Origin of the sequence: Natronobiforma cellulositropha, assembly GCF_025629245.1 — an archaeon.
In the GTDB taxonomy this organism is placed as follows: Archaea; Halobacteriota; Halobacteria; order Halobacteriales; family Natrialbaceae; genus Natronobiforma; species Natronobiforma cellulositropha.
The window spans coordinates 1-11,449 of sequence record NZ_JANZXN010000001.1; the positions used below are offsets into that span (position 1 = coordinate 1).

The window sequence follows — 11,449 nt, forward strand, 5'->3', positions numbered from 1 at the left end:
CGGAGTATCCACCGTTAGGAGAAAGTCGCTCGCGTGGTGGTTCGGCATGAGCCGAGACCCCCAACGTGAGGATTCCCGCGCCTTTAGGCGCGGTGAGGATGTCAAAGAGCGCGATGGCGTCTTCGTCTTCGAAGAGGTCGTTGATCTTGCTCTCGTACGCCATGAACTTCGCGAGCGTCGTGTCGTCGTGGAGAATCCAGCCCGTCTCGGCCGTCACGCGGAGGGCTTCGTACTCGGCGGTCGCCTCTTCGATCGCATCGGCGTAGAACGCGATCATCTCGTCCGGATCGAACGTTCCGTTTCGCAGGTAGGTCTCGTCGATCGTGTGAAACGTCAGTGCGCCCGAGTCGAGCGCGCTGTCGACGTCGATATTGCTCTCGCGCATCGTCCGGAGAACCTCGTCGCTCGAGTGTTCGTCGACGACGTACATACAGCGCTCACCGCGCTCGAGACCCTGCCGAACGAACGGAACCGTCGCGGCGAACTGCTCGTCTCGAGTCTCGTAGATCAGCGCGATGTGTTCGTTGGCCGCCACTCCGTCGAGGGGTTCGACCGGCCCACGAAACTCCGGACTCGAGCGCAGTGCCTCGAGACCGCTCTCGACGCTGAGCGGTTCAGTGTCGGTTTGGTGGCGTGTAACGGGTTCGTGGTCCCGCCCCATGTATAGACTCATTGACGTTCACTCGAGACCGACGATCATGAAGGCTTTGTTGGCAAATCAGTTACAGTATCGTGAACGTCAGGCGTGGTGAACTGCCTGGACGCGTGTGGACTCGCTGGGCGGCCACAGCGTGGTCACTTCTGCCCAGTCTGTGAGCCGAAAAAACCGCGTCGCTCGGACGAAGTGAGTGTGAATACGAATATGAGTGTGGACCCCGCGATTGCCCGGCGTTCCGGCCGGGGGAATCCCGGTCGCGTCCTCCACCCCGCGACCCGTCGAGCGACAGGTGTCCGGCGGTCCACTGCTCGCTTCCGCGCCTGATGGGCTGTCGCCGATTAGCTACGATGAGTCGTCCCTGCGGACGGTCACCGTAGCCCGCTGTCCCCGACGGACGAGGCTTCTATGTTGGCTTCCGGGGCCCCGGCCGGTCTGACCGGACGCCCGCGGGCTTCGGTCCCTGCTAAAGACCATAGCGCAGGTTTCGGGCAGGGCCTAACTGCCCGACCTAGTCCATCTGTCAGTAGGCGACCCCCTCTTAAGGGGCTTTCGCCTCGAGCGCCGGCCACTCAGACGAACGGAACCACGTCGGGCAGGGGCAACAGCGGAACGGCGAACAGCGCGAGGAGCGCGATCAGGCCGACGACGACCGGAAACGCGACCGTCGCGTGCGTCGTCTCCCTGAGCACGCTCGCGAGGTCGCCGCCCATACTCGAGAGCGAGGGTGTCTCGCTCGAGGAGAGGATGGCTAGCTCGAGTCCGAACAGGACGACGGTCGCAGCGGCCGAGAGCATGCAGAACGGACAGATTTCGCCGATAACGCCCAGCTGGAGGTAGACGAAGTACGCCGAGAAGACGACGCCGCTGGCGGTAATCGGCGTCAGGATCTTGACGATCAGGGGGTGGCGTGTGTCGAACCACCAGAGGGCGAAGCCGATGGTCACGAGGTAGTAGACGCCGCCGAGCGTCGCCAGTGGGATACCGAAGACGTACGCCCACTGGCTCGTGATGACCTCGATGCTCCCCTGGACGGGCGCGTCGGGCGGAATTGCAGGAATTGCGAACAAGTGAATCGCCGTCAGCATAACCGTCACGGACCAGCCGAGTGCCGCAACGGCTGCGAATGCACCGAAAAGCGTGCTCACTCGTGGCGAGTACTCCCAGTCGTAATCGAACAACACCGTGTTCGCTGTTTCTGAACTCATACAATACTGCGTTGTCGGTGCCAGCACATAAGTATTGTGTGTTATCCCCATTACTATGCAAAACAGTCGCCCTTCACTCAGGAGGGGGCGGGTCACGGGAGACGACAGAGTTGCCCCAGATTGGACTCCTGTCGAGTTCTGTCTCATTCGCACGTTTCCACAGCCGCCTCGGTACCAAACACTACCCATCCACAGTTGTTTATTTGGCACAACTCTATCTGGCGAAAGATTCGATCGGGGAGACCCGGGTGCGGTACAGGAGGCGGTGTCCGTGTGTGTTGGCCTCAGTCGCGGTTCAGGAATCCAAGGACGACGACGAGCACGACGCTGGCGGTGAGGACGAGGACTGCTCGCGGGTCGGCGACGCCGACGCTGAGGTACGAACCGACGACGGCGAACAGCGAGAAGACGATGGCGAGTTTGGCGACGAACCCGAGTACGTCGAGCAGTGACCGGTTGTCGGTGCCTTCGGCGGTCATGTCGTCGGTTTCTCACCCGGGGCGGTAAACGCTGTCGGGTCGCACCAGCGGGGCCGGGGTCGGCCGGTCAGTCGTCTCGCTCGAAGTCGCCGTGGTCCGCCCCACCCGACTCCCCGCGGCCTTTCGGGGAGAGCGGCACCGCGAGGGCCAACATTACGAGGAGGTAGCCGGCGACCACAGCGATCACCACCGTCCCCGATACGCCCGGGAGCGACGCACTCTCGAGGAGCGGTGTGTCCGGTTGGAACGCCCAGAGGTGAAACAGCCAGGCGGCGACCAGCGCGCCCATCAACGGGAGATAGACTCGCCGCAGGCGGTGGCTGACCGCCGCGAGGTAGGAGAGTTTCGGCCTGGGGTCGCGGTAGTCGCGGCTCAACTCCCGTCGCCAGTCCTCGAGTTCGACGCCACTGGAGGGGTCGAGCGCGTTCGCGAAGAGGTTCTTCTGGAGGACGCGGACCCGTGAACGCCAGATGTCGTAATCGCGAAACCGGCGCGCCTCGATGAACAGGAAGACGGTGCCGACCATGAGCCCGGCGAGGATGACGGCGTGAAACACCTCGCCGGAGAACGCGTACGCGACGATGGCGGAGACGAGCGTCACCGCCCAGTTCGTCGTCGTATCGAGGCGACTACGCCACTCGACGGCGCGCTCCATCTCTCCCCGGTAGAGGTGGGCTGCGACGGAGCCGAGACCGGTGCTCTGATCGACCATCTCGCGACCGATCTCACGCTCTTCGGGAGCCTCCGGGTCGAACTCGCGCTCGCCGTCGCTCATACGTGACGGACGCGTCGAGAGAGGAAGGCAGTGGTCCCTGCGGGCGTCACCCGTTGAAGCGAGCGTCTCGGCTCAGGTCCCCCCGTAGCGCTCGCGGACGTGATTGAGGGCACGCTCGGTACCGGCGAGGAGGAGTCGATCACCACGTTCGAGACACACTCCGTCGACGTCCGTCTCGAACGCCCCGTCACGCTCGAGCGCGACGACAGCACATCCGGTTCGCTCACGGAGCGTCGCTGGCTCGAGGCGCGAGCCAACCAGCGCAGGCGTGTCGACACAGACCAGCTGGAGGCGCTCGCCGAGCGTCATGACCTCGTCTTCGAAGACACTGAGGGCAACCATGCGGCCAGCGACACTCGGCAACGCGAGGACGTAGTCGGCACCCGCAGTTCGGAGCTTGCCGACGGCGTCGCTCGTCTGGGCGGCGGCGAGAAGTTCTACCTCCGGTGCGAGCGCGCTCGCGACGAGCGTGGCGAGGATGGCGTCCTCGTCGTCTTCGAGGGCGATGAGGACGGTGTCGACGCCGTCGACCGACGCCTCGCGAAACGTCTCTTCGGCCGTCGGATCGCCGACGACGTCGATCTCGAGGTCGACGAAGTCGCCGTCGTCACTCGCGACGAGACACGTCTCGACGTCGGCTCGCTCGAGCCCACCGACCGCGGTCGCACCGACGGTGCCGCTCGCGACGACGAGTACGCGACCGGGAGTGGGGTCGTAGGTTCGCCCGCTCGAGCCGACAGCCGCCTCGAGTGACTCGAGCTGGGTGTCCGTTCCGGCGACGAGGAGCGCGGTGTTCTCGTCTGCGTGTACGTCGTCGGGGAGCGTCGTGAGGAAGTCGCCACGGACCCAGGCACCGAGGACGGTCACCCCGGCACGCTCGAGTCGGCGCGTCGCCGAGAGCGCCTCACCAGCGAAGTCGCTGTCGGCGTCGATGGGATACTCGGCGATGCGAATGTGGTCCTCGAGGGAGACGGCGTCCTCGACGGCGAGGGTGAGGACGTCACGCACCTTATCACCGAGGGCTTTCCCGAGGCGGTGGCGCGGAGAGAGGACCTCGTCTGCACCGGCGTAGCGCACGTAGCGAGCACGTTCCGGGTCCTCGAGCATCGCCAGGATGGTGACCTCGGGTGCACGGTCGTCGATCGTGAGGATCGCCCCGACGAACTCCCGCTCGCTCGCGTCGACGACGACGGCGAGCGCGCCATCGACCTGGGCGGCGTCGACGGTCTCCTCGTTCGCGGCGTCCCCGTGGAGGACCGAGAGCCCGTCTTCGTGGAGGTCCTGAGCACGGTCACGGTCGGCTTCGACGACGACGTACGGCGTCTCGCGCGACTCGAGTTCCTCGACGATCGAGGCACAGAGATCGGTGTAGCCGACGATGACGACGTGGTCCGCAACGTCGTCGATGCGTTCCGGTGGCGTCGGTTCGACGAGACGCTCGAGCCACGGAACGACGAACAGCGGGAAGGCGACGAAGATGTAGGCGATACCCGTGATCTGAATCAGTACCATCAGCGCCGTCATCTCGAGGCTCTCCCAGGGTGCGTCCTGGCCGTAGCCGGTCGTCGTCATCGACTGGACGACGATCTCGAATGCGCCGTACCAGGTCCGGGATTCGCCCTCGTAGGTCGCCATGCCCCACTGGTAGGCGACGGCGTAGACGCCGATGAGGACGAACAGCGAGGCGACGTAGACGGCGAGACGGCCGCTCAGTCGGACCACAGTGGCTCACCCGATGGGGCCGCTCGGGAGGGAACACGATCGATCATCGACGGCCGATCTACACCACACAGCGCTATCGTTCTTCGCCAGATCGCTCAGAACAGCGCCAGCGCACGGGCGTACCACACCGAACAGGCAGTGAGGAGGACGGCGGTGGCGAGGACGACCCAGCGGTGGTACTCGAGCCAGGAGACCTCACCGATGCTCGCGACGACGTCCTCGGGGACGGAGACCGCCCAGACGAGGACGAGGAGAGTGAGGACCATACCGATGACGAGCGTCAACCCCGCGGCGTAATCCGGCTCGGTTCGGAGTTCGCGGCCGGCGGCGAAGAGGACGGTCGCGACGACGACGAGCAACGCGAGAAACTGTGGTCCCGCGACGCCGAACGCCGAGTAGTAGGTCTCGAGACCGGCGCGTTCGGTCTCGGTGAGCGCGAGGTACGGAACGAACACGACGAGGAGGTAACAGAGGCAGGCGACGATACCGGCGGTGGGCGGACGCTGCTCGGCGCGCATACTCGAGGCGTTCAGAGCGCGCTCGCTTAAGAACCACGGTTGCGGGCTGCGGATGTTCGAGACGGGACGCGGCCCGTCACAGTGAGAGACGCGCGAATGCTGGAGACGTGGCGACGGTATATTTCCGCCTCGAGGAGAAAGACACAATTAGCTGGGGACACCACGAGACGGGTATGGGACTGGGAAGTACGGCGAAGAAGCTGCAGTTGATCTCAGAGCACGCCGAGAAGATGTACAAACAGGTGCAAGAACTCCAGCAGCGGATCTTTCACCTCGAAGAAGAGGTCGACGACACCCACGACACGGTGAAGAAACTCGACCGCGAGATAGAACAACAGCGGGCGCTCCTGATCGCGATGTCCGAGAAACTCATGCTCGACCCCGACGAGATTCTCGCGGAGGCAGCGGTCGACGACGCCGCGACCGTGATCGAAGACGTCGATGCTCCAGCAGATGGTGACGAATCCGAAGGCGGCGAGTCGGCCAGTACGGACGGTGCGAAAACGGCCGACGGGAGCGAGCCACAGCACGCCGACGCAAACGGACAGTAAACACCCAGCCGACGCCGGTTGGACACGGCCGGAGACGGGGGCCTGCGTGTTGGACGGTCGATCACCGAGAATCCAGACTTCCTCGAGCGCAACGTATCGAAAGGTTACTGATACGAACGGCTGAAACGACGAGCATCGCATGCCCCGTCGCCCAGATTCCGCCGGGTCCGACACGCCGTCGAGTCGCGACTCCTCCGCCGCCTCCGGTGGACGGCACTCGAGTTCGCTCCCGTCGCTTCGCCGCGACCTTCGACACGGCCTGGTGATCGCCCGCGTCGACCTCCGGCGCTCGCGACGCGCGCTCGTCGACGACCCCGCCAGGTTCGTCTCCGTCCTGATCGTGGGACTGCTCCTGATTCCGCTGGGTCTCGCCGCCGTCGGCGGGGCCTACGGACTGGGGCGAGCGTTCGGCGACGACCTCCAGACGGCGGTGCCGTACGCCCGTTCGCTGGTGCTCCCCGGCGTCGGCGTGCTGGCATCGATCGTCCTCTTCTATCGGCTCACCGTCGGCCCGCTGCCCGACCACCCGACGCTCCCGTTGACGAGTACGACGACTCGAGCGGTCGTCGTCGCGGCACTGCTCACGTCGGTCGCCGTCCTCGTCCTCTGGGTGCTCGCGCCGCTGCTGGTGCTCTCGACGGCGTTCTCCCTCGGCGCGGGGACGGTCGCACTCCCGATTGGACTGGCAGTCTGGCTGGTGCCGCTGACCGCCGTCGGGGCGACCAGCGGCTACCTCTGTAGCCTCTGGCTGGCGCGGATCGACCGCCGCCTGCGGATCCCTCGGTGGCTGAAGATTCTCGGCTGGTTCCTCCTCACGGTCGCGCTGTTTCTCGGCTGGCAGGCCGTCGCCAGCGGCTCCGGTCACAGCCTGCTCGAGAGCGGCTACCGACTCCTGAGCGAGGGAGTGGTCGCCTCCACGGCCGGTGCGTACGCCGACGCGCTGGTGCTCACCGCGGGTATCGTGAGTTCGCCGGACCGGCTCGCCGTCTCCGGCGGCGTCTCGCTGCTCTTTCTGGCCACCGCGGCGGTCGCGTTCACCCGCTCGGTCGCGAACGTCGAGCACCTCTGGTTCGACGACGAGACGCGCACCGACGCGGTCGCCGTCTCACGCCCGCCCGCTCGAGCACCAGCACCCCTGGCCTGGTCACAGAGCGGGCGGTTCGCCTGGCACTACCTGCTGCTCGCGCGTCGAGCGCCGAGACGGCTGGTGCACCTCACCATGCTCGTCTTCTTCCTCTTTCCGCTCCTCTCGTTCGCCTACAGTGCACCGGGGCGCGTCCTCGAGTTCGCGCCGACCGTCGGCGTCCTCGCGTGCGCGCTCGTGACGGGGGCGAGTTTCTGTCTGAACCCGCTCGGCGACGAGCGCGGGGCGTTGCCCGCGATACTGCTCTCGAGCGTCGACGCGACGTACGCCCTCCGCGGGCGCATCCTCGCCGGATTCACACTCGGCGTGGTGCCGTTGGCCCTTGGCGCACTCGCCGGGGTGGGAAGCGGCGTCGACCCCGCGTCCGTCGTCTGGCTGGTCGTCCTCGGCGTGGCGCTCTCACTCGCGGCCGGCGGTGTCGCGTGCGGACTCGGCACGCTCGTCCCGAAGTTCGAGCCCGACGAGGTCTACGGCGTCGAGACGGTCAGGCCGTCACATATCCCGCTGATCGGCTTCGAACTCGGCACACTCGTCGTCCTCGGCGTCGGTCTCTGGCTGCTCGGCGCACCGTCACCGGAACCGGCAACCGTCCTCGAGACGCCGCTCCCGTACGTCCTCTACGCGGCGTTCGTCGCCGCGAGCGGTGTCCTCGGCTACCTCGGTGCGGCCAGAACGCTTCGCGGCTACACGGTCTGAGCCGTGCGCGCTGGCGACGTGTCCTCGAGAGCGTCTCAGGCGACGAGTCGCCGGTGTTCGATCTTCAGACACCGGTCCTGAACGATGTCGAGTCCCGCATCCTCGGCTCGAGCGGCCGCCTCGTCGTCGCGGATACCCAGTTGCGTCCAGAGGACGGCGACGTCGTCGCGCTCGAGCACCTCGTCGACGATACCTGCTACCTCGTCGCTGGGCCGGAAGACGCAGACGACGTCGAGGTCGTCGTCCACCGCGTCGAGGGTGTCGGCCGCCGGGCGACCGAGGAGTTCGTCGGCGAACGGGTTGATCGGCACCACGTCGTACCCCTGTGCGTCGAGGTAGGCCGGAACGTCGTGAGCCGCCTTCCCGGGCGTACTCGAGCACCCGACCACGGCAATCGTCTCGAGGGCGAGGATGTCGCGGAGTGTCTCGTCGTCTTCGATCGGCATGGAGGGGTGTACGCCGACGGGCTGTAAAAACGGTGTGTGTCGGCCCGTCAGGAGAGTCCGGCCGAGCGAATCGTCGGCTCGGAGCCGTCGCCGTCGACCTCGATGACGACGTCGAACAGCTGTTTGAGCGTGTTCATCGTCTGATCGTCGTGGGCGGTCGAGTCGATGACGTAGACGCCGAGGGCGTCGGCGCTCTGGACGCGCCCGGTGAAGACGTGGAGGAAGCGAAAGACCGTCTGGAGGTTCGAGTACATGAGCAGCGTCGACACCGAGTGGAGCAGGATGCGATTCTGCGTGAGCCGTCTGACCTCGTAGAACTCCTGGAGGAACTCGGAGAGCTTGATCCCGATGCCGGTCATGTCGACTGGCGAGGAGGCGTACTTGATCCGCGGGTCGTCTTCCACCGACCCGATACCGCGCTGTTTCGTCACGCAATCGACGACGCCGATGTCGACCCCGTCGGTCGTCTCCGCGGCCGTCGAGAACTCCGAGAGCATCTTCTCTGCACTGTCTTTCGTCGTGACGATGATCGTACCGTCGCCCCGCTGAGCGCCGCGGGCGAGGATATCGAGTGCGAGACGCCGTTTCCCAGTCAGTGGAGGACCCGCGATGAGAACGTTCGTCCCAGGATCGATTTCAGTGTCCGGTAGGACATCTGCGAGGTCATACATGCAAGATACTCACTTTCGTCTACAGCCGTGCAACGACCGAGGTTGGCCACCGCAGTCTACACCGATGTATGGTATGAAAATGTCGTAACCGGCTTATATTCCTTTTGATTGCTTTCAAGACAGGTGCGTCACCCGAATCGATCGCTGAAAACGCAGCCGGGAACGGGAAACTGATCACTCTCGTGACGTACTCGTCGGGGGTGTCGCCGGTGGCTATAGTAGCCACTGCAAGTCAGTACACACCAGATCGCCAGACGGGTCGGCGATCAGTGGGTAACTCGTTGCAGTTGTTACGATACCGCCTGAATCGAGTCACAGGAGGAGGACGGACTCGAGCGAGAGGTCCACCGTCGCGCGTCCGACGACGAACGCGAGCGCCGCGAGGAACATCCCGTACTTGAGGTGGGACTGTCCCGCGGTCGGGTCGGTGAAACTCTCGTACGTCGCGTACAGCATGAGCAGGTTGGCCGGGAGCACGACGACGAGGTAGGCCACGCCGAAGCCGAAGAGATACGGCAGCGGACTCGCGAGCACGGCGACGACGAGCAAGACGGCACCGGCCACGAGCGCACGGCGCTCACCGATCGCGATCGGGAGCGTGTTGAGTCCCTCCTCGCGGTCGCCGTCGACGTCCTCGACGTCTTTGATGATCTCGCGCGTGATCGTCGAGAGGGCCGCCAGCAGGAACAACACCGCGGCGATATCGATGCTCCCGACGGTCGCGGCCCCGAACAGGAACGTACTCCCGCCGAGGTAGGCGACGACGACGTTTCCGACCCCCGGAAGCCCCTTGAACAACTCCGTGTAGGCCACCAGCGCCAGCAGGTTCACGACGGCGATGGCGATCGCCAGCGGCGGAAGCGTGACCGCGAGCGCGACGGCCGCCAGGAACAGGACGACACTGAACACGAACGCCCCCCGCGGACTGACCGCTCCACGTGGAATCGCCCGCTCCGGCTGGTTGATCCGGTCGATCTCCCGGTCGAAGTAGTCGTTGATCGCGTTGCCCGCCCCGGTCGCCAACACCGTCGCCGCCACCGCCGCCGCCACCGCCAGCGTGTGCGTCGTGACGCCACCGGCGACGTACGCACCGATGAACGTCAACACACCCGCCGCGAGCGCGTTCACCGGCCGCGTCAGCTCGAGCAACCCCCGCGCCGTCGCTCCGATACCGCTACCCGGACTGCGAACCGCCTCGCCACTCATCACCCTCACTGTCGAGTCAGCCGCAATAAACCGTCCGGTACGCCGACCTGTTAGCGCCAGCGCTCGAGGTCACAGAGGTCGTCCTCGGCGATCGAGAGCCACCGCGTCAGGCGCTCGTCCTCGCTCGCAGCGACTTCGACGGCAGTCCACACCGTCCCGTCGTCGGTGAGCAACTCGAGATCGCCACTACGGGGGACGTCGGTGTAGCCAACGGGAGCATCGTTCGCGGTCATCACTCGGTAGTTAGCGATGGAGTATAAAAACACACACGGCCGATACCCACGCCGTGAGAACGGGGGCGAGCGCCGTGATAGCGAGGAACGAGAGCACACCGAAACCGAGCGACTTATACGAACTCGAGCGAAAATCAGAGACGCGAGGGCGCTTAGCTCAGTCTGGACAGAGTGCTTGGCTTCGGACCAAGTTGTCGCGGGTTCAAATCCTGCAGCGCCCACTTCTGACGCGAACAATTCGTGAGCGGCAGTAGTGCACCGCGAAGGATTTGAGCCCTGCAAGTCGCAGCGCGAGCGGAGCGAGCGACCGTCTTGTTTCGGTTCAAATCCTGCAGCGCCCACTTCTGGCGCAGACGAATATTGGTACGTGAATGGTTATACCAAATAATTGACTGGGTGACACATTCATAGCCTCGTTAGTGTGAGCTTTTAACATGGTGGGTGAGATCATAGGGCGCTACCCGGGGCGAGAGTACAGTGCTATTCGAAAAACCACTCACGAACTACTGAAAGTTGGATCAGGTGGAAGGATTGGCTTGTTGGTAGACTATTTTGGCCGTGGTGAATCGCTATACGGCGCTTGATTTGGCTAGTTGACGGCACGCTTGATGTTGTAGACGACACACATCAGGACGATTTCACGGAACTCGCGGTACCAACTTCGCGCACGTACGGCGTCGCCGAGCGTGCGCTTGATCACCGAGAAGACGGTCTCAGACAACGCTCTCCGGCCGTAGAGAGCCTCATCGATCCGTGCGTTATGCGCGTGATCGATGGGGCGGAACGTTCGATGCTTGATCAGCGGTCTTACACCCTCTTCTCGGAGTTTATCACGTAATCGTTGCCAGTCGTAGCCTTTGTCTGCGGCGAGGCTGTGCAACTCGCCCGCGTTGCGGCGGGCGAGTTGCCAGCCGATCTGCGTATCGTGACGTTTCTCGGTCGTGCAGTGAACGTCGAGGACAGCTTGTGACGCTGTATCGACGAGCGCGGTTGTTTTGAGCGTCTGTACGCGGTAATCCGTCCGGCGGCAGTAGTGTTTGCTGGCGTTTTCACGGTCGAAAAACGTTGCATCCATCGCTGCATGACCAGATGGCTCGTGCAACTGCGCCGACAGGCGCAGCAGCACTCGCCAGACCGCCATCTGG

General features: G+C 64.7%; 13 protein-coding genes, 1 tRNA gene and 1 other RNA gene. 3 read left to right on the forward strand and 12 right to left on the reverse strand.

Going from position 1 to position 11,449, the window contains the following annotated elements:
* The 7 genes from N0B15_RS00005 to N0B15_RS00035 form a co-directional block, all read right to left on the reverse strand.
* A partial coding sequence (locus tag N0B15_RS00005) for an MEDS domain-containing protein (protein ID WP_263004873.1) occupies positions 1-673 on the reverse strand: 673 nt, incomplete at its 3' end.
* 192 nt (positions 674-865) lie between these two features.
* An RNA gene (gene ffs, locus N0B15_RS00010) (signal recognition particle sRNA) lies at positions 866-1,177 on the reverse strand.
* Positions 1,178-1,227: 50 nt separating this feature from the next.
* The gene (locus N0B15_RS00015; RefSeq protein WP_263004875.1) at positions 1,228-1,863 is read right to left on the reverse strand and encodes a vitamin K epoxide reductase family protein; all 636 of its coding nucleotides are present in this window, start codon (positions 1,861-1,863) and stop codon (positions 1,228-1,230) included.
* Positions 1,864-2,147: 284 nt separating this feature from the next.
* Positions 2,148-2,342 (reverse strand): hypothetical protein, encoded by a 195-nt coding sequence (locus N0B15_RS00020; RefSeq protein ID WP_263004877.1) that lies wholly within the window; start codon positions 2,340-2,342, stop codon positions 2,148-2,150.
* A 67-nt stretch (positions 2,343-2,409) separates the two neighbouring features.
* On the reverse strand, positions 2,410-3,117 hold the full coding sequence (locus tag N0B15_RS00025; protein ID WP_263004879.1) for a DUF2270 domain-containing protein: 708 nt from the start codon (positions 3,115-3,117) through the stop codon (positions 2,410-2,412).
* A 72-nt stretch (positions 3,118-3,189) separates the two neighbouring features.
* Entirely contained in the window at positions 3,190-4,839 is a 1,650-nt protein-coding gene (locus tag N0B15_RS00030; RefSeq protein ID WP_263004881.1) for a potassium channel family protein, read from the reverse strand.
* A 95-nt stretch (positions 4,840-4,934) separates the two neighbouring features.
* Positions 4,935-5,357: a DUF7548 family protein gene (locus tag N0B15_RS00035; RefSeq protein WP_263004883.1), complete on the reverse strand. Its 423-nt coding sequence runs from the start codon at positions 5,355-5,357 to the stop codon at positions 4,935-4,937.
* Positions 5,358-5,530: 173 nt separating this feature from the next.
* Between N0B15_RS00035 and N0B15_RS00040 the strand changes: the two genes are divergently transcribed.
* Both N0B15_RS00040 and N0B15_RS00045 read left to right on the forward strand, forming a co-directional pair.
* Positions 5,531-5,908 (forward strand): DUF5798 family protein, encoded by a 378-nt coding sequence (locus N0B15_RS00040; protein WP_263004885.1) that lies wholly within the window; start codon positions 5,531-5,533, stop codon positions 5,906-5,908.
* A gap of 139 nt (positions 5,909-6,047) precedes the next feature.
* Entirely contained in the window at positions 6,048-7,748 is a 1,701-nt protein-coding gene (locus tag N0B15_RS00045; RefSeq protein ID WP_263004887.1) for a hypothetical protein, read from the forward strand.
* A 35-nt stretch (positions 7,749-7,783) separates the two neighbouring features.
* Here the strand turns inward: N0B15_RS00045 and N0B15_RS00050 are convergent, their stop codons facing one another.
* The 4 genes from N0B15_RS00050 to N0B15_RS00065 form a co-directional block, all read right to left on the reverse strand.
* A complete protein-coding gene (locus N0B15_RS00050) occupies positions 7,784-8,194 on the reverse strand; it encodes a CoA-binding protein (protein ID WP_263004889.1) in 411 nt (136 codons plus the stop codon).
* A 47-nt stretch (positions 8,195-8,241) separates the two neighbouring features.
* The gene (locus N0B15_RS00055) at positions 8,242-8,865 is read right to left on the reverse strand and encodes an RAD55 family ATPase (protein WP_263004891.1); all 624 of its coding nucleotides are present in this window, start codon (positions 8,863-8,865) and stop codon (positions 8,242-8,244) included.
* Between the two features lie 312 nt (positions 8,866-9,177).
* Complete coding sequence (locus N0B15_RS00060) at positions 9,178-10,071, reverse strand: geranylgeranylglycerol-phosphate geranylgeranyltransferase (protein WP_263004893.1); 894 nt, start codon at positions 10,069-10,071, stop codon at positions 9,178-9,180.
* Positions 10,072-10,121: 50 nt separating this feature from the next.
* Positions 10,122-10,304 carry a DUF7511 domain-containing protein gene (locus N0B15_RS00065; RefSeq protein WP_263004895.1) on the reverse strand — a complete coding sequence of 61 codons (183 nt, stop codon included), beginning with the start codon at positions 10,302-10,304 and terminating at the stop codon, positions 10,122-10,124.
* A gap of 146 nt (positions 10,305-10,450) precedes the next feature.
* Here N0B15_RS00065 and N0B15_RS00070 point away from each other — a divergent pair.
* Positions 10,451-10,525: transfer RNA gene (locus N0B15_RS00070), tRNA-Arg, on the forward strand.
* Positions 10,526-10,893: 368 nt separating this feature from the next.
* On the opposite strand, the gene N0B15_RS00075 is transcribed toward N0B15_RS00070, so the two are convergent.
* The coding region (locus tag N0B15_RS00075) for an IS5 family transposase (RefSeq protein WP_263004897.1) at positions 10,894-11,449 on the reverse strand (556 nt) is incomplete at its 5' end.